This window comes from Arenibacter algicola, assembly GCF_018860365.1.
In the GTDB taxonomy this organism is placed as follows: Bacteria; Bacteroidota; Bacteroidia; order Flavobacteriales; family Flavobacteriaceae; genus Arenibacter; species Arenibacter algicola_B.
Map to the genome: position 1 here is coordinate 833,423 of NZ_JAHKPO010000003.1, position 20,564 is coordinate 853,986.

Here is a 20,564-nt window from a genome sequence, read left to right on the forward strand (position 1 = left end):
TTCCCTGTCTAAAATTTCCCTGAACTGAGAATTCAGGTAGTTAAATAGTATCAATTTAATACCAATCCAAAATTATGAAAAAAAAGTTAATGGTTGGGAAAGCCTTTAAGGTGTTTCCGCCTTCCAAAATGTTCCTCATTATGAAATTATTTGTTCTAATTATTTGTTTGTCGTCATTCGCGGCTGTTCCTGTCTCTACTTATTCGCAGGATACAAAGCTTTCACTTAGTGTAGCGAATACTTCCATTAAGCAAGTGTTGACGGAAATAGAAGAAAACAGTGAGTTTTATTTCGTGTACAACAATAACCTGGTTAATGTTGAGAGAAAAGTAAGTCTTGAGGTAAACAAATGGAAGATTTCCAAAATCCTGGATGCGATTTTTGAAAATGATGAAGTGGTTTTTTCCCTTATGGACAGGCAGATAATAATTTCTCCAAAGAGCATGGCGGGTGTAAAGAATGCTGAGCAGAATATCGTAGAGGGTGTTGTTGTAGATGAATTTAATATTCCTTTGCCAGGGGTTTCTGTGGTCGTAAAAGGTACAAGTACTGGAGTGGTTACGGATTTTGATGGAAATTATTCTATTGCTGCTGCTACCAATGATGTCTTGGTTTTCTCATACTTGGGTATGAAAACCCAAGAGGTTACCGTGACAGGCAGTTCTATGAATGTTAGCATGGAGTCTGATATTATTGGTTTGGAAGAATTTGTGGCCATTGGTTATGGAGTCGCAAAGAAAAGTGACCTAACCGGGGCTGTTGTAAGTGTAGATGTGGAAAGAATGGCGGAAGTTCCCAATGTTTCTATTTTATCTGCTATGCAAGGTTCTGTCGCAGGATTGAATATCGGCGCTACAGATGCAGCTGGTGAAGATCCAACCATCTCTATTAGGGGGCAGAATTCGCTTTCAAGCGGTGCTGCGGCAAATCAACCTCTAATTGTAGTGGATGGAATAATTTATAGGGGAAATCTTGTTGATTTGAACAAGGCCGATATTGAATCTGTGGATGTTTTAAAGGATGCCAGTTCTGCCGCTATATACGGTTCTCAGGCTGCCAATGGTGTTATAATTATTACCACTAAAAAAGGTAAGACAATAGGGAAGCCGGTAATTAACTATTCTGCTAGTTATACAATTCAGACGCCTACCAATACGGCTTTGGAGCCAATGCATACTGCCGAGCTTAAGGAATTTTTACCAGACGCATATTGGGCCGAAGGTTCCAGAACCGAAGAGTCAGGTTATTTGGATTCCGATCCTAGCTTTGATGTTACTAAGTATTTCGGTACTAATGAAATGATACAAGGTTATAATAATGGTACTGATAGTCTCTTGTATGATATTCTTACAGGTGATGGCTATATCAATAACCATAATTTAAGTGTGACCGGGAGGTCCGAAAACTTTGGATACTTCTTTTCTGGAGGTTTAACGGATGTTAAAGGATTTGTGGTGAACGATACCTACAAGAAAGTAAATTATCGTATGAACTTGGATGCTACAATTAATGATTGGTTAAAGGTGGGTACGGAAACATTTGTTACCACCAGTGACTATGATGGCGAGACTCCACGTTATGCTACGGCCTCATTGGTGATGCCATTTACGCCATTGTATGAGGATGATGGTGTTACGCCCAGGCAAACACTAGAGGGGACATGGACCAATCCTTTGTTGGATCTTGAAACTGATGATGAGGAAAAACATTTAAATCTTTTTGCCAATATTCATGCCGATGTAAAATTGCCAATAGATGGTTTAAATTATCGAATCAACTTTTCGCAAAATTACAGAACTGTAGATCATAACAATTTTGACCCGACCGAATCCAATTTTACGGGCTATGGTTATAAAAATGCCTCTAAATATTATGATTGGACATTGGATAATATACTTAGCTATAACAAGACTTTTAATAGGGTGCATAATGTTAGTGCTACACTTCTTTATGGGGTGGAAGAACGAAATTATTCCTTTACAAATGTAAATGCTTCAAATTTTACCAATGATATATTAGGATATAATTCCCTAGAGGCCGGTGATGCAAGTTTGTATGGTGTAAATACAGGTGCTGAAAGGGAGCAGAGCTTGTATACTATGGGGCGCTTACAGTATAGCTATGACAGTAAATATTTATTAACAGGTACAGTTAGAAGAGATGGTTTCTCAGGTTTTGGAACCGAGGATAAAATTGGTGTCTTCCCGTCCATGGCATTTGGCTGGGTAGTTAGTAAGGAGAATTTTATCAATCAAGATTCTAAATGGTTGAATTATTTAAAACTTAGGGGTTCTTATGGTACTACAGGTCGTAGAGGTGTCGGTAGGTATGATACCCAGGCAGTTGTAAATGCAACGGTAGATGGTAATTATGGTTATATTTTTGGAGATGGCGGGTCTACCACTATTACACAGTCAATCTCATCTTTGGCCAATAATGAATTGGGTTGGGAGACTACTACAGGATTGAACTTAGGAGTTGATTTTGCCTTTTTAAATTCTAGATTAAGTGGTAATGTGGAATATTACAACAATTCTACAAAAGACATTCTTTATGCAATTGATTTGCCCACCACTTCCGGTTTTAGCAGTATCAACACCAATATTGGTGAAGTGGCAAACCACGGACTTGAATTTTCGTTGACCAGTAAATGGATCAATAATAGCGATTTTAAATGGGAAACAACCTTTAACTATTCCAGAAACAGAAATGAAATTGTTTCTGTTTTGGGAGCAGATGATGATGGTGATGGGATAGAGGATGATTTGGTTTCGGATCAACTATTCATAGGGGAACCTACGAATGTTATTTATGATTATGAAATTACTGGTATGTGGCAATTGGCCGACGAAGCAGCAGGAGATGTTCCTGATGGTTTTTATGCAGGTACTTATAAAATTGCAGATTTAAATGACGATGGCGCATATTCTTCCCTTGATGATAAAAAGATTTTAGGATATAGTGATCCTGGATATCGATTTGGTATCGCCAACACGGTTCGTTACAAGAATTTTAGTTTGTACGCTTTTGTTAATTCGGTTCAAGGTGGTAAAGATTATTATTATGGAGAGGATTCCTTAATTTTTGGTTCGGCAAACACTGTTCTTGAACGATATGATTCACAAAATGTACCTACTGGAGGTTGGGATTATTGGATGCCGGAGAATACGGATGCTAGGTTTAGAAGATTGGATGTTTCCGCTTCCTATGAGGCCAAAAGATATATGCAAAGAAATTTTGTGCGTATTCAGGATGTTTCCCTTACCTATGATTTTGATAGGAGCATACTTGAGAAACTTGGCTTTAGTAGCTTAAAGCTTTTTGTGAGCGGGAAAAACCTTCATACGTTTACAAAATGGCGCGGATGGGACCCAGAGATAGGGTCAACCTATACATGGGGTTATAGTCCGGTTATGGCAAATTATTCAGTGGGCTTAAATGTTGAATTTTAAAAATATTAAGATGAAAAAAAATAGATATACAATAGTTTTTATATTCCTATTTCTTAGTTTCTTTTCATGTAAGGAAGATGAATGGTTGGAAGAGGAAGTTTTGGACTTCTACAGTGCAAATAATTCGTATCAGACTTTTGATCAGTTCAACCAGGCTGTGGCAAGTTTGTACAACTTGACTGATTTATATCATGTCTGGGCGGCATCATATGGCCCATTTGTTTGGAATTTTTCAACTGATATGGCTTATGCAGCAATTAATGCTACTTCAGGATTGAATTCTTATTCGGCTTCCCTAACAGCAGATAATACTTATGTAATAAATCTTTGGACGCGTTATTATTCAATAGTTTTTGATGCCAATGTTGTTTTGGGAAGAATTGATGGGGAAGACACCGAGTTCGATACTGAAGAGCAACGTACTGTTCTGAAGGCAGAAGCAAGTTTCTTGAGGGCCTTTTCCTATAGGAATTTGGCTCATTTATATGGAGGTGTGCCTCTTGTGTTGGAAGAGACTACCGAAGCTAAAAGAGATTATGTTAGGGCTAGCCTCGATGAGGTGTATGCTCAAATTATTAGTGATTTGGAGTATGCCGCTGCCAATTTGCCCGATGTAGGTGACATATGGGAGGAAGGTAGGTTGACCAATGCTGCTGCATATCATATGTTAGCTGAATTGTATATAAGTACGGGAGAGTATGATAAGGCCATTGCCAGTGCTACGGCAGTAATAGATAATCCTGATTATGCCTTAATGACATCTCGTTTTGGAAGTAAGGTGGATGAGGATGGAGATGTATATGGTGATCTTTTTAGAAGAGGTAACCAAAACCGTAATTCAGGTAATACCGAAGGTATTTGGGTTGCGCAGTACGAATACAATGTTACTGGTGGTGGCCGTGGTAGTATTTTGACTCAATATCTTTGTCCCGGATATTACAACTTAACTGGATTGGATGGAAATCCGCTATTTTTTGCTCCTACAACCCAGAATGGGGGTAGGGGTATAGGATGGTTTGCCCCTTCAGATTATGTTTTGGAGGATATCTGGGAGGGTGATCCCAATGATATGCGTAATTCTGAATATAACATTATTCGGGACCTGGTGGCCGATAATCCGGAGTCTGCATATTATGGGAAAAATATTGTTGCTGACAATGCATTTGATCAGAGTGGTAATACAACATATAATAGGTATTGGAATGCTATTTTCGCCAAAGCGACCCCGATTAACGATTTTCCAGATGAAGTGATGGTTGATTATGAAACAGGTGAGGTAACGAGAAATGCTTCTCAAACTTTTAGGGACCATTATAATATTCGTTTGGCAGAAACCTATCTTTTAAGGGCAGAAGCCTACCTAAACAACGGTGACCTGGCCAATGCTGCCGAGGATATTAATGCTGTTAGGGCAAGATCCAATGCGATCCCAGTGGAAGAAGGAGATGTGGATATAGATTATATTCTTGACGAAAGGGCTAGGGAATTAACTTGGGAAGAATCTAGATTAATGACCTTGAATAGATTAGGGCTAATAGATGAAAGAAGAAACTTACATCATCCATTTAACAATGGTAAGTATGAAAGTTTCCTTATAGAGGATTTCCATAATCTTTGGCCAATACCCAATCGGGAGATCGAAAGGAATACAGAGGCTGTATTGGAGCAGAATCCAGGTTATTAAATTTAGTATAATAAGCTGATAATATTCGTAAATTCTTAATAAAAAGGGGTGAGTTCGTTAGAATTTCACCCCTTTTTAAATAAAGGTTACAAATTCTTTTGTTACTAAATAAAGTAGGGATAATTTAGAGCCTTGATCTTTAAGGAATCAATTAAGAAGTAATATCAAAACGTAGCAAATCTAACGATGAAACAATCTAAACAGAGGAATTTTTTTAAGGACATTTTATTTACTGTAGGTCTGTCCCTATTTGTACTTAATTTTTACAGTTGTAATAGTGCAGATGCACCGACAAAAGCACCAAGGGAAAAAATTAAATTCGATTTTGATTGGAAATTTACAAAGGGCGATTTTCCAGAAGCTTCACAACTATCTTTTAACGATAGTAAATGGGAATCCGTAGATGTGCCTCATGATTGGAGCATAGCAGGGCCTTTTTTAAAGGAAAACCCGGCAGGGAATGTAGGGGCATATGCTCCTGGAGGTATTGGATGGTATAGAAAAAATTTCACTTTGGATAAATCCGACAAGGACTCCAAGGTCACCATCGAGTTTGGCGGTGTCTATATGAACAGTGAGGTCTGGATAAATGGAAATTATTTAGGAAAGAGACCTTTTGGTTACATTAGTTTTAATTATGATCTAACTCCCTATCTTAATTTTGGGGAAGAAAATGTACTATCCGTAAGGGTGGATAATTCCAAGGAACCCAGTGCAAGGTGGTTTACGGGTTCCGGTATCTACAGACATGTTTGGCTGGTAAAGACAAATAAGCTTCATATTGATAGATATGGGGTGTATGTAACAACTTCTTCCATTACCGAGGACAATGCTGCGGTAGAGATAAATACGCAGGTTCTAAATGGATTGGAAGATTCCAAGGAATTTACCTTGGTCAATAAAGTATATGATGCCAATAATCAATTGGTAGCCGAGCACCAATCCCAAGCCAACATCTTAGGGAACCAAGAAGAGAAAATCCGTCAGAACTTAACCGTGAGCAAGCCCAATTTATGGTCTCCGGAGAATCCATATCTCTACACCCTGAAAACAGAGGTTAGGCTAAATGATGAAGTAGTGGATGAGGTGTCTACCAATATGGGAATACGCAGTATTAAGTTTACAGCAGATAATGGTTTTTTCCTAAACGGTGTAAATACAAAATTGAAAGGGGTTAACAACCATAGTGATTTGGGAGCCTTGGGTGCGGCGATGAACGATAAGGTTCTGGAAAGAAGACTTAAAATATTAAAGGAGATGGGTTGTAATGCCATCCGTACTGCACATAATCCTCCTAGTGAAGTGCTATTGGATCTATGTGATAAAATGGGCTTTATGGTGATGGACGAGGCCTTTGATGAATGGATCGAATCCTGGCCATTTGGAAATAAAAAGAAAGAAGGCAAGGCAAAATACGGTTACCACCTCTACTTTGAGGATTGGGCGGAAAAGGACCTTACGGAATTAATTAGAAGAGATCGTAACCATCCGTCCATAGTCCTTTGGAGTGTGGGTAATGAAATACCCGATGCCTGCTTTGTAGAAGGAACGGAACGTTTGAAAGTACTTATGGATGTGGTTAGGCGTGAAGACGCTACAAGACCCATCACTTGCGGTATAACACACATGCATTTGGCCAATGAAAGTGGATTCGCCAGTATTTTGGATGTTACCGGTTATAATGGAGGCGGAGGCTCTGCTTTTATGTATGAACAAGACCGTGAAACTTACCCCGAAAGAAAATTTGTAGCTACCGAGGTGCCACATACTTTTCAGACGCGTGGTGTTTACCAAAGTAAATCATGGGTCCGTGGAAAAAACCCATTGGGAGGTATTATGGAAGTTCCGGACCTAACAGATGAGGAAGTATTTGGTGAGGTCAGTAAGTATTACAGTTCCTCTTATGACAATTCCATGGTACGTATTTCTGCCAGGGATTCCTGGAGGCGAACAAGGGATTTTCCTTATATGGCAGGGGAATTTAGATGGACAGGTTTCGACTATTTGGGAGAGTCCATGTTTGGATGGCCGGCAAAACTTTGGAATTTTGGTATAATAGATATGTGTGGCTTTCCTAAGGATACCTATTATTTTTATCAAAGTCAATGGACAGAGGAGCCTATGGTGCATATTCTTCCGCATTGGAATTGGGAAGGTAAGGAAGGTGTAGAAATTCCTGTTGTGGCTTACTCCAATTGTGATAGTGTTGAATTGTTACTTAATGGCAAATCGCTTGGCAAAAAGGAAATGGGAGATCTTATGGATTTAATGTGGAAAGTTCCTTATGAAGCAGGAACCTTAATTGCAAGGGGTTATAAAGACGGCAAGATGGTTTGTGAGAAAGTAATTACTACTGCTGACGCCCCTGCTAAAATTGAATTATTGGCAGATGCCAAGGTCATAGATGCCAACGGACAGGATGTGGTTCATGTAGAGGTAAATATATTGGACGCCAACAACAATTTTGTTCCGGATGCTTCCAATAATATAAAATTCACAGTAGAAGGGGAGGCAACTATTTTGGCCGTGGATAACGGTGACCCAAAAAGTGAGGAAAGTTTTGTGGGAGATACAAGAAAGGCCTTTAATGGTAAATGTATAATAATAGTAAAGGCCACAAAAAAGAGTGGACAGATTACCATAACGGCCGAAGGAGAAGGCCTGGAAGGAGCCAAAGTTGTAGCGAAATCAATTTAAATGATTTGTCCACAAAAAAGAATAATGAAAGAAGCTTTTCAATTTCAAGGTAGAAAAATATACAGTTTAGTTATGAAGACAAATAGCGCTGCCAAGGCCAAGGCAATAGTTTTGGGTTTTTGTTTTATGTTCTTTTTCCATTACAGTGCAATAGCCCAGACGTCAAATTCGGGAATTGCGGGCAGCGAGGGGAATAACAATAAATTATGGTACCTGGAGCCTGCGGCCAATTGGATGGAGGCCCTTCCCATTGGTAATGGTAAACTTGGAGCCATGGTTTTTGGCGGCGTTGAACAGGAAAAACTTCAGCTAAATGAGGAGTCCGTTTGGGCAGGTCCACCAATTCCTGAAAATAGGGTAGGAGCCTATAAATCCGTTGAAAAGGCCAGGGAGTTAATTTTCCAGGGTGATTATGCGGAAGCCAATAAACTGGTACAGGATGATGTAATGGGACCACGGATAGCCCCTAGAAGTTATCAGACATTGGGCGATCTCATCCTGAATTTTGAATTGAAAGGTACTCCTTCAAATTATAGGAGGGAACTGGACATCAATAACGCCATTGCAAAAACAAGCTTTACTGCAGACGGTGTAAACTACACTAGGGAATATTTTAGCAGTGCTATAGATGATGCCATAGTTGTGGTGATAACGGCAGACCGGCCCAAATCCATTTCTTTGGAACTGGAAATGCAGCGCAAGGCCGATTTTGAAGTGGCCAATATAGGAAAGAATAGGTTAAAAATGTGGGGCCAGGTAAGTCAGAAAGGCAAGCATTTGGGAGTGAAATATGAAACCCAGATTATGGCCTTGCCTAAAGGAGGGGGTGTAAAATCGGGCAATGGCACCCTTTCCATAAGCAAGGCCAATTCGGTTGTACTTATAATTTCGGCTGCTACGGATTATAATGCAGCATCACCTTTTTCCCCATTGACCCAAAATTTAAGCACAGTTTGTGCTACTAAATTGAAGAAGGCGGCAAAAAGGTCCCTCAAAAAACTGAAAGAAGATCACATTGCGGATTATCAAAAGTTTTTTAATAGGGTTGCTATTGATCTTGGTGAAATTAAGGGCGAGGAAAGACCTACCAATGAGAGATTGGAAGCGGTTGCCAAGGGAGCCGATGATCCTGGTTTAATGGCCTTATATTTTCAATATGGACGTTATTTGTTAATTTCTTCCTCTAGGCCTGGAAGCTTGCCTGCAAACTTGCAAGGTATTTGGAACGATCATTTGGCTGCACCGTGGAATAGTGACTACCACACCAATATAAATATGCAGATGAATTATTGGCCAGCAGAGGTGACCAACCTTTCGGAGTGCCATGAACCTTTTTTCGATTTTATTGAAAGTTTGGTGCCAGCCGGTAAAAAGACGGCCAAAGAAGTATATAATAGTGATGGCTTTGTGGTACATCATACCACAGATGTATGGCATTGGACCTCACCAATTGGAAAGGTGCAATACGGAATGTGGCCCATGGGTGGTGCCTGGTGTACGCGTCACTTTATGGAGCACTATAATTTTAACGGGGATACAGCATTCTTAAAAGATCACGCTTACCCCATTATGAAGGAGTCGGCTAAATTTCTTTTGGATTGGTTAACTAAGGATCCTAGATCCGGTAAATTGGTTTCAGGTCCGTCCACATCTCCGGAGAATAAATTCTATACCCCAAAGGATCCAGAGGTGTTCGCCAATTTGGACATGGGCAATGCCATGGATCAGGAAATAATCTGGGACAATTTCACCAATGTTCTGGAAGCTGCGGAAATACTTAAAATAGAGGATGAATTTGTGGAAAGGGTAAAAGATGCCCTTGCCAATCTTTCCTTGCCTAAAATTGGCTCGGACGGCCGTCTCATGGAGTGGTCCCAAGAGTTCGAGGAAGTGGATAAGGGGCATCGACATTTGAGTCATTTGTACGGTCTTTACCCAGGAAATCAGTTTACAGAGAACAAGACCCCTTATTATATAGATGCTATAAACAGGAGTATAGAACACCGTATTTCCAACGGTGGTGGGCATACCGGATGGAGTAGGGCGTGGATAATCAATTTTTATGCACGCTTGGGCAACTCCGAAAAGGCCTATGAAAATATTAAGGCCCTTTTGGCTAAATCCACGGCCAATAACTTGTTCGATTACCACCCTCCATTTCAGATTGATGGAAATTTTGGGGGAACGGCAGGTATTGCAGAGATGCTGATGCAGAGCCATGAAACAGATCAAAGTGGTACTACTATTATTAACCTATTGCCTGCATTGCCATCGGAATGGTCCACAGGTAGTGTTTCCGGTTTAAAGGCCAGGGGAGGTTATGAAGTGGATATTGTATGGAGCAATGGAGCTTTGGAGTCCGTATCGCTAGTGTCCAAAGAGGCTAAAGTGTGTAAGCTGCGAATTGGGGATAAGATCATTGATGTTGAATTGACGGCTGGGGCAAAACAAACAATAACTGAATTTAAATAATATTTACAAGGATGAACGGCAATCATATTGGGAAGGTGTTGGCTCTTTTTTTTCTATTGTCCCTAGTAGGATGCGATCAAAAGGAAAAGAAAGTTGAAAACAATAAATTGGTGCTATGGTATAAATCCCCTGCAAAGAAATGGACAGATGCCTTTCCATTGGGTAATGGTCAATTAGGGGCAATGTGCTACGGAGGTACCGATGTGGAACGCTATCAGCTTAACGAAAAAACGTTGTGGGCCGGTAGTCCCAGCAATCCCTATGCGGAGGACTATTATGGCAAATTGCAAAAGATCCAAGGGTTGATATTGGCCGGAGATAAAATGGAGGCCAATAACTATGGATTGGAAAATATGGGGGCAGCCCCTGCCTCCTTCAGATCATATGAGCCTTTGGCCGATTTACTGATAAGTTTTGAGGCACATGATTCCGTTCAGAATTATAAGCGGGAATTGGATTTGACCCGTGGAATACACAAGGTATCCTATAAGACGCCCGACTCAGAAATAATACGGGAATCCTTTATTTCTGCGGTAGACAACGCATTATATGTTCGAATAGTAGCCAAAGGTAAGACGAAGATAAATTGTAGTATTGGATTGGAACGTGCTAAAGATGCAATCATTAAGGCGTTGCCAGATGGATTGCTACACATGGATGGGCAAATAGTGGATATTGAAGCCCCTATGGCCCATGATGAAAATGCCGGTGGATCGGGTGAAGGTGGAGAGCATATGCGTTTTGCAGCTCGAGTGAAAACTGAAGTTGTAGGAGGTAGTGTTGTGCCCAATGAAGATAGGTTGATAGTGAAGAATGCTGATGAACTTATTATAAAATTGACTGCTGCGACCGATTATAATTTGTCCAAGTTGAATTTTGACGACACTATAGATCCAGCTGTATTGGCCAATGAAAATCTTAATAAAGTGATTGCTACCTCTTGGGAACATTCGAAAAAGGCGCATGTGAAAGACCATAGCAGTATGTTTGGTCGTGTTGCGCTGGACTTGGGTAGTTCCACTAAAGATTCACTCCCTACAGACGAGCGATTATTGGCTTATAAGGAGGAAGCTCAAGATCCAGGACTGGAGGCACAATTGTTTCAGTTTGGAAGGTACTTGCTTATGGGGAGTTCGCGTTCCAATGCTGTACTTCCAGCAAACCTACAGGGTGTATGGAGTGAGAGAATGTGGGCGCCATGGGAAGCGGATTATCATTTAAATGTAAACCTGCAGATGAATTATTGGCCTGCAGATGTGACCAATATTTCGGAAACTTTGGATCCCTTGGTCAATTGGTTCGAGCTAATTGCCGAAACTAGTAAGCCTTTGGCAAAAGAAATGTACGGTTCCGATGGTTGGTTTTCTCATCATGCCTCAAATCCGTTCGGGAGGGTAACCCCTTCTGCATCTACTTTTGCCTCCCAATTTAACAATGGCGTTTTGGATGCGCTTCCAGGAGCCTGGATGGTAATGAATTTGTGGGACCACTATGAATTTACCCAGGATAAGGAGTTTCTTAAAAATAGACTTTATCCCTTGCTATCGGGAGCCAGTGAATTTATTCTGGATGTTTTGGTTGAAGATTCAGAAGGAGTGCTGCATTTTATGCCATCTTCATCCCCAGAGAACCAATACAGGGATCCAGCCACAGGGGAAATGTTGCGAATTACTTCCACTTCTACCTATCACTTATCAATAATTAAAGCGGTATTTAATGCCACCTTGGAAGCGGCATCTATTTTAGGGGAGAAGAATGATATGTCTGACCGTTTAGTTAAAGCACAAAACGCATTGCCAGATTTTCCTGTTGATCCAGAGAATGGTAGACTTATGGAATGGCGTCAGCCTTTGGAAGAAAAGGAGCCAGGCCACAGACACCTTTCCCATTTGTTAGGGTTGCATCCATTTTCATTGATTACAAACGAAACGCCGGAGCTTTATAAAGCTGCCCGTAAAAGTTTGGAATGGAGAGAGCAAAACGGTCAAGGAGGAATGGGATGGGCCTATGCCCATGGCTTGTTGATGCACGCCAGATTGTTGGAAGGGGAAAAGGCCCATAAGAGTGTGGTGACCTTACTTTCAAAAGGTAAAAAGTCCAGCTTGATGAATACGATAGGACCTTTTCAAATTGATGGTAATTTAGGAGCTACTGCAGGAATTGCCGAAATGCTGATTCAAAGCCATATGAAAGATGAAAATGGTGATTTTGTTATTCATTTATTGCCCGCGATACCTACAGATTGGTCCAATGGCAAGGTTTCTGGGTTAAAAGCGCGAGGTAATTTTGAGGTAGATATGGAGTGGAGTTATGGAAAATTGACTTCGGTATTGTTGTATTCAAAGAATGGAGGCTCTTGCAGTGTAAAAGCCGGAGATAAGATGTTGAAGATAACATTGAAAGCGGGAGAGAAAAAGGAATTGACCCTCGAAACAATAAGTAAATAGTGGGGTATATGTTTTAAAAGCCTTGGAAAGGGCTTTCTTATAAAGTGTTTAAACAAAAAAGGGACTGTCTTTTAAGGCAGTCCCCTTTTTTTTGTTCAATTAATTTTTACGGTTTAGGTAAAAACTTGAGTTCGATCAATTTTTAATTGTTAATCAGTTGTTTAGGGTAATGTTGTCTGGTCGAGCAGTCGAGACCTCATTTTAACATTATAAGTGTCCAACACCTCTCGACTGCGCCTGTCTGTCGACAAGGCAGGCTCGAGGAGACAGAAATATTGACTATAACTAATTGATAATAGGTTATTTATGATTTATTTTAAATCGAGCTTATGTATAATGACCAAAAGTGGAATTCCTGCTGGATTCGACTTTTAGGACGGTATCCCACAGGTATTCTGGTTTTGCTGGTAGACGATAAATCTTTATTGGGTATTTTTTACCGTTAGGTTAAGTTGTTTTCCAGTTTCATCTATGGTCTCGAAAATAAGCTGTGCCGATTTGCCATTTTCAGGTGGTGTTACCTTCACCAAGATGAAGCCACCCGTAGGCTCTACCTGAATATAAGGTTGTTTTATTAGCCCTAAGGGGTCGGTAGAATTAGGGTCGCCAGGTTTTCTGCCATGTCTGGAATTCTGTCCATTTATAGATCCCGTACCAAATTCTTCAAAACCAGCTGGATGGATGGAGTGATACTGCCAATGACGATCGCCGGTTATAATATAAAAATTCTTATCAAGATTATTTTTCTTTAGCCAGTGGAAAAAGGCGTCACGCTCGTTTTGAAAACCACCATAGCTTACATGATTATCGTGTTTGGAGGCATCATCGGGCCCAACGAGGGGTGAGGCTACAATAAAGAGCTTAAAGGTGGCGTCGCTCGCTATTAGCGATTCCTTGATCCACTCTAGCTGTTCCTTGCCCCAGATAGATTTGTGGGGACCATCTGGTTTATCATTGGGATCCCTATAATCCCTCCCTTCAGGCATCCAGATCTGTAGGTGTTTGTTTACTTGTCGGGTACGGTATGTAACTGGCTTTTCGTCCTCAGGGGCAGCAATAGGAGCTTGTTCCAAAAAAGTGGCCCTGGCCGTCTGTGGGGAAGGCTCCTTACCATTCTCTACATTGTCGCTATCATTGTATCTATATTCGTGGTCGTCCTTCATTAAATAGACGGGCACATGTCGCAAAAAACTTTCCATACGTGGCATACCCAACTGTCTGTGCCACTTGGACCGCAATTCGGGAAGTGTTTTTGCAATGCCTTTATTTGGGTAATCGTAATAGACCGTATCACCTGTCTGTACCCAGAAGGCCGGTTTTAGATTTTTCATGACTTCCAAGGCAGGATATCCCAGTTTTCGGTCTTCACCTTCAGCGGCCCTACTCTTACTTCCCGCTCTTTGTACTCCTCCTCCCAAGAAAAATTTGCCCAGATTTAAACATGAAGTCACCACAAAAGAGGTAGGCTTTTCCGAACCCAAGGATTGGAGGGTGCTAAATTCACTTACAGGACCTTTCTTGGTACGGGACGCATTGGGACCGTAGTGTACACGAACATAATATTGGGTGTCCGCCTTAAGCCCATCGATCCGAAACTTGATTATAAAATCCCGGTCCGAAGTGGCCTGCAACCATGGTGATACATCTGAATTCTTAAACTTGGGGTTATCTGCGATTTCAAATTTGGCCGTTCCCTCTGCTCCCGGAATGTCGAACGATAAAAGCGCCTCTGCCGTATCAAAACCATTTTCGGGCATCTTGTTGGTAACCGTTAATCTGGTCTGTAAAATGGCAGAGGTTTGGGTAACTTCTCCTATCATTTGAGGAAAACTGTACATTGAGGGTTTGGCATCCATAAATTCCCAGGAGGGCTTAAACGACAGAGCCGTGACTCCAGCTCCGGATAATTTTATAAAATTTCGACGTCTCATAGATTTAAATTTCAACTTTGTTGAGTGATTGCACTGGACCCTGAATTTTTTCTTACTTAATAAGTGGCCCAAGGAAGAGAAATGTGGGTGTGAAATAGATTTTAAGGGTCCTATTTCAAATTCTCCCAAATGGGACCTTCATCCCTAATTTCCTTCCATTGTTCCATCATAAGAGGTTGTAATTTACTTATGATTTCGGGTTCAAGATCTGCTAGATCATTTTTTTGCTCTGGATCTGTGGATAGGTCATATAAGGAAAATTTTACAGGAACGGAGGTTTTCATCCATTCCATTAATGTATCGCTATCCGATTTCTCAGGTAACCAACCCAATAGGGTATAATCGTTATAGCGCAAGGCCATATGGGGCATTCTAAAATAGGTGTCCTCATGGGTGGGAAATATCCATAAATAGGGCTTGTTTCTTTCTGTCTTTTGGCCTAAAAAGGCAGGAAATGCATTTGTGCCGTCCAAATTTACACCGCTAGGTACATTTACTTGAGCTAGTTCGGATATCGTGGTCAAGAAATCAGTTGCCACCACCAATTCGTTACTGGTAGTTCCTGCAGGAATTTTTCCTGGATAGCGCACAATACCGGGAACCCTATGGCCTCCTTCATAAGGGTATCTTTTCATGCCCCTGAAATTACCAGGAGTTCCAAAACAAAAATCCCTAGTAGGTGCTTCCCATTCTCCTTTGGATTCTTCAAAGTTTACCGGATGTTCCGGACCGTTGTCACTGGTAAAAATAACCATTGTGTTATCCTTCAAGTTTTCCTGATCTACCGTTTTCATTAAATTGGCAAAGGCATTATCCAATTGAGAAATGGTACCGTAATACTCTTTTTTGTTCTGGCTAATATCATACTCAGGTCTATCAACATCTCCGTATTTAATTGTGTGTTCCAAGGAGTCGACTGTGCTGTTGTTGTAAACGTTACTGTATTCTTCAGGAGGCGACAACGGAGCGTGTGGCTCGTGGGTAGAAACTATAAGGAGGAAAGGTTTGTCCTTGTCCCTTTTGTTGGTAAGCCAGTCTGTGGCTTCCTCTGTAAGTACGTCACAATACCAACCATCAACCTCACCCACCGCTTCGCCGTTTCTAATGAATTTGGTGAAATTTTTAGGACCTTCATAAGCATTATGGGTAGAGGCAAACCAATAGTCAAAGCCTTGATCCCCTGGACTGGGTTCTTTTATCTTTTCTGATTCCTCTAATCTTGATAAGTGCCATTTCCCCATAAAGGCTGTTTCATAGCCTCCAGATTTTAGCATTTCGGCAATGGTGGTTTCGCTATCCCTTAGATGTGCTCCCTTGTAACCCTGTAGGTAATAAATTCCACTTCTATAGGGGTGTCTACCTGTTAAAAGTCCGGCTCTTGACGGTGAGCACACAGTTCCGGCAGAATGGCAATCGGTTAGCAAAACTCCTTCCGAGGCAAACTGGTCTATTGCAGGAGTCTTGGTAATGGGGTTGCCGTAGCAGCCCAAATCCCCGTAACCCATGTCATCGGTTAAATAAATAATGATATTGGGTTTTAAGACCTTCTTGTCGGTAGTATTGTCATTTTTAGATTTGCAACCCATCATTGCAGTCGCACAAAGAAATATGTAGCTAATTAATTTTATTCTTTTCATCATCAATTTGGAGGGGTTCTGTATTAAGGCGATTTTGTACAAATTACTTGGACTTTCCCCAATCTGGTCCCTCATCCCTAATGTCTTTCCATTGTTCCAACATCAAAGGCTTTAATTTGTTTACCACTTTCGGCTGTGATTCGGCCAAGTCATTTTTTTGTTCGGGATCGGTAGATAGATCGTAGAGTGCGAATTTTTCGGGAACGGACGACTTCATCCAATCAATGAGGTTGCTACCGTCTTTGTTTTCAGGAAACCAACCTAGAAGGGTGTAATTGTTATAGCGCATGGCCATATGTGGCATTCTGAAATAGGTGTCTTCATGAGTTGGAAAAAGAAATAAATAGGGCTTGTCCCGCTTCGTTTTTTCACCGAGAAATGCTGGAAAGGCATCTATGGCGTCTAAAGTTATATCGCTAGAGGTATTTACATTGGCTAGTTTGGCGGCGGTAGTAATAAAATCTGTCCCTACTACAAATTCATCGCTAGTGGTTCCGGCGGGAATTTTACCGGGATAGCGTACTATACCAGGTACCCGGTGTCCACCTTCATAAGGATATCGTTTCATGCCTTTATAAATTCCGGGAGTTCCAAAGGACATATCGCGAATCGGGTCTTCCCATTCTCCTTTTGATTCTTCCAAGTTTACGGGGTGTTCAGGGCCATTGTCGCTGGTAAAAATGACCATAGTATTGTCGGTCAGGTTTTCTTTGTCCACCGTCTTCATTAAATTACCAAAGGCGTCATCCAATTGTGAAACGGTGCCGTAATATTCTTTTTTATTTTGGGTAATATCATATTCTGGTCGCGCTACCCCGCCATAACTGATCGATTTTTCTAAACTGTCCACCTCGGCATTGTTGTACATCTCGCTGTATTTTTCGGGAGGTGCAATTGGAGTGTGGGGTTCGTGGGTAGAAACAATGAGTAGGAACGGTTTGGATTTGTCCCTGATATTGCTAAGCCAATTGGTGGCCTCCTCGGTAAGTACATCACAATACCAACCATCTACTTCCCCTACAGCTTCCCCGTTCCTGATAAATTTCCCAAAATTTTTGGGACCTCCAAAAGCATTATGGGTAGAGGCGAACCAATAATCAAACCCTTGGTCGCTTGGACTCGGCTCATCGTATTTTTCGCTTTTTTCCAATCTGGATAGGTGCCATTTCCCCATAAAGGCGGTTTCATAGCCACCGGACTTTAGCAGTTCGGCTATGGTAACTTCATCTTTCTTCAAATAAGCTCCATAAGCTCCCTGAATATAATAAAAACCACTTCTATAAGGGTTTCTGCCCGTTAATAGGCCGGCTCTTGAAGGGGAACATACGGTTCCAGCAGAATGGCAATCGGTCAACAAAACCCCTTCCGAGGCAAATTTATCTATTTCGGGTGTTTTTATAATGGGGCTTCCATAACAACCTAAATCCCCATACCCTAGATCATCCGTTAAGTAAATAATGATATTGGGTTTCTTTTCTTCTTCTTTTTGAGGTGACTTCTCTTTACAGGAAGAAAAAAGAACAAGCAATGTAAATGTAAAGGTGAAAATTTGTAAAATCTGTATACTTGATTTTCTCATAATGGGGACTATTTTAGGAGTATATTTTTGGAACATCAATTTTTTTAGAGCTATTATTTTGGGAATTGTAAATACTAAAAGTGATTATTGAAAAATGGTATAAAGGATGATTAGGGTAAAAAGCAATAAACCGGCATAAAGTCGGACATCCTTAGCACCTTTGAACTCTTTGTCCGTTAGAAATTGCCATGGGTTGTCCCATGTATATTGCAATTGCTCCACGCTGGGTTTGGGAGTAAGGTAACTAACTATAAAATATACTACGGAACATATACAGAACAACCACCATGCCTGCATCATAAAGGGTATTCCCCAATTATCTGTTATAATACTTGGTTTCCCGTAGAGAGTTGGGATGAAATCGGCAGCAAACGCACTGATTCCCAGTAGAAATCCAAATATCAAAGTAATCAATGAGGCTTCCTTTGTCCCCCTTTTACTGAATACCCCAAATAGAAATACCGTAGCAATTGGCGGGGCCAATGCGGCGGCAATCTTGTTGATGGCCTCAAATATACTATTGAATCTTCCTCCTTGGGTAGACCAGGCAATGGCTAAAATCATTACAACAACCGCTACATATTTTCCTATTTGTACTTGTTTTTTATCGGAAAGTGATGGTTTAAGCCTTTTGGCTATGTCTATGGCCACTAGGGTAGAACAGCTGTTGAGTGCGGCGGCAATGGTACTCATTAGTGCAGAAAGTAAGGCCGCGGCAAAAATGCCCTTTATTCCGATGGGTAAAAGTTCATTGATAAGTACGGGTAAAGTTTCATTGCTCGTGGCTATTTTATCTTTAAACAATACATAGCCAATAACCCCTGGCAATACCATAATAAATACGGGAAGGATTTTTAGAAAACCTGCGAAAATGGGTCCCTTTTGGGCATCATCCTCACTTTTGGCAGCCAGTACGCGTTGTACTATAGTCTGGTCCGAACACCAGTACCAAAGACCCAATATTGGATAGCCTAAGAATATAGCATACCATGAAAGTCCCGAATTTCCGGCATTATCGCCGCTTCTAAGCATGCTCAGTTGGTCGGGTTTTATTCTGTCTTTAAAATCGGCTAGGGTGTTCACCCCAATTTCTGGCAGTGCGTTAATGGCAAATATGGTTAGTATCACTGCACCAATGATCAAGACAACCGTTTGGACTGTTTCGGTTATTACTACAGCTTTTAATCCACCTAGGATGGTATAGGTGGCGGTTATGACCGATATTATTATAATGGAAACAAATACATCGATCCCAAAAAAGGATTTGAATACTATGGCCCCTGCATAGAGGCTCATCCCTATGTGCACAAACAATGCACCTAATATGGCCATAAAGGCCAAGAAGGACCTTGAGGGGGAACCGTATCTTCTTTCCAGGAATTCCGGCAGTGTGGAAATTTGGCTTTTGAAGTAAAAAGGAGCGAAAATAAGTCCAAGAAATATCAGGACCACTGAGGCCATCCATTCAAAATTACCCCAGACCAATCCGTCCTCAAAGCCCGAAGCCGCCAAACCAACCAAATGTATGGTAGAAATATTACTCGCAAAAAGAGCAGCACCAATTATAACCCAATTTAGACTACGCCCGGCCAGAAAATAGTTGTCCGAAGTCATTTTAGTCTTTCCTGTGGACATTATACCCAGCACTAGAATTCCAACTAGGTATAACAGAATTATAATTAGGTCAATTGTGCTCATATTAGTCGTTATATTCTCCAAAATCGAAATCCTTGTTCCTTATTGGTTCAAGAAATTGTTTTATGTTTTCAATCATAGCTTGATCTATCGGTTCTTCAATCCAATCAACATTTTTATTTAAGATACTTCTTTCTGTACAACTAAATAAAGTAGTTGGAATCTCAGGGTTACTTAGGGCATATTGAACAGCTAATTTTTCAATAGGAACATTGTTTTCCCTGCAAAAATTAAGTGTTTTGTTTATCACACACAAATCTTTATTGTTAATTGGATACCAGTCAGGAGGACCTTGGTGGGTCAACAATCCACTTGCAAATGGAGAAGCACTTACCAAGCCCATTCCCTTGGCCTTAATTTTTGGTATTAAATCCAATAGCTCATCGTTGATTAGGGTGTAATGATTGTGCACCAGTACGGTGTCCAGATCATAATTGGGGATAACCTTGTTGAGCACTTCAATAGAATAACAAGAGACTCCAACAGCCCTAATTTTCCCCGCCTTTTTTAAATCCCTTAGTGCAGCAAGGCCTTCGTTTAAAGCCATTTCCAAATGAGTGCCTTTATTATATTCAATATCATGTAAAAAAAGCATGTCTATATAATCGGTTTGAAGCCGCTTAAGGCTACCTTCTACCGATTTCAATATTGCTTGGTAACTGAAATTTAACTCTGGAGGTAAAGATGCGATTTTTCCAGCTTTGGTAGAAAGGATTATTTCTGAACGTTTTAAATCTTTTAGGCCCTGGCCTAATAATGTTTCGGAAGTAACCGGACCATAGGTAGAAGTGCTTCTACCATATGCAGGGGAAGTGTCAAAGTAATTAATACCTCGGTCAAATGCGTTATGCACTGTTTTTATGGCTTCATCCTTTTCTACGTTATTGAACATACCGCCTATTGCTGAAGCACCAAAGCCTAATTCGCTTATTTTAATATTGGTTTCACCTAGGGTATTGTATTTCATACT

Annotated in this window: 10 protein-coding genes; 5 read left to right on the forward strand and 5 right to left on the reverse strand. The window is 40.8% G+C overall.

Annotated elements, in window-relative coordinates; translation table 11 throughout:
* Positions 1–74 precede the first annotated feature (74 nt).
* From KO529_RS05220 to KO529_RS05240, 5 genes are all read left to right on the forward strand, one after another.
* The gene (locus tag KO529_RS05220; protein WP_215946839.1) at positions 75–3,452 is read left to right on the forward strand and encodes a TonB-dependent receptor; all 3,378 of its coding nucleotides are present in this window, start codon (positions 75–77) and stop codon (positions 3,450–3,452) included.
* 10 nt (positions 3,453–3,462) lie between these two features.
* The gene (locus KO529_RS05225) at positions 3,463–5,136 is read left to right on the forward strand and encodes a RagB/SusD family nutrient uptake outer membrane protein (protein ID WP_215946840.1); all 1,674 of its coding nucleotides are present in this window, start codon (positions 3,463–3,465) and stop codon (positions 5,134–5,136) included.
* Positions 5,137–5,322: 186 nt separating this feature from the next.
* Positions 5,323–7,833 carry a glycoside hydrolase family 2 TIM barrel-domain containing protein gene (locus KO529_RS05230; RefSeq protein WP_215946841.1) on the forward strand — a complete coding sequence of 837 codons (2,511 nt, stop codon included), beginning with the start codon at positions 5,323–5,325 and terminating at the stop codon, positions 7,831–7,833.
* 72 nt (positions 7,834–7,905) lie between these two features.
* Positions 7,906–10,305 carry a glycoside hydrolase family 95 protein gene (locus KO529_RS05235; RefSeq protein WP_215946842.1) on the forward strand — a complete coding sequence of 800 codons (2,400 nt, stop codon included), beginning with the start codon at positions 7,906–7,908 and terminating at the stop codon, positions 10,303–10,305.
* Between the two features lie 11 nt (positions 10,306–10,316).
* Positions 10,317–12,752 carry a glycoside hydrolase family 95 protein gene (locus KO529_RS05240; protein ID WP_215946843.1) on the forward strand — a complete coding sequence of 812 codons (2,436 nt, stop codon included), beginning with the start codon at positions 10,317–10,319 and terminating at the stop codon, positions 12,750–12,752.
* Positions 12,753–13,174: 422 nt separating this feature from the next.
* Here KO529_RS05240 and KO529_RS05245 read toward each other — a convergent pair whose 3' ends face one another.
* The 5 genes from KO529_RS05245 to KO529_RS05265 form a co-directional block, all read right to left on the reverse strand.
* Positions 13,175–14,683 carry an alkaline phosphatase D family protein gene (locus KO529_RS05245; protein ID WP_215946844.1) on the reverse strand — a complete coding sequence of 503 codons (1,509 nt, stop codon included), beginning with the start codon at positions 14,681–14,683 and terminating at the stop codon, positions 13,175–13,177.
* 110 nt (positions 14,684–14,793) lie between these two features.
* Entirely contained in the window at positions 14,794–16,323 is a 1,530-nt protein-coding gene (locus KO529_RS05250; RefSeq protein ID WP_215946845.1) for a sulfatase family protein, read from the reverse strand.
* Between the two features lie 40 nt (positions 16,324–16,363).
* On the reverse strand, positions 16,364–17,899 hold the full coding sequence (locus tag KO529_RS05255; protein WP_215946846.1) for a sulfatase family protein: 1,536 nt from the start codon (positions 17,897–17,899) through the stop codon (positions 16,364–16,366).
* A gap of 84 nt (positions 17,900–17,983) precedes the next feature.
* Positions 17,984–19,597, reverse strand: a complete 1,614-nt coding sequence (locus KO529_RS05260; RefSeq protein WP_215946847.1) for a sodium:solute symporter — start codon at positions 19,595–19,597, stop codon at positions 17,984–17,986.
* A gap of 1 nt (position 19,598) precedes the next feature.
* Positions 19,599–20,561: an aldo/keto reductase gene (locus KO529_RS05265; protein WP_215946848.1), complete on the reverse strand. Its 963-nt coding sequence runs from the start codon at positions 20,559–20,561 to the stop codon at positions 19,599–19,601.
* Between the last annotated feature and the right edge of the window lie 3 nt (positions 20,562–20,564).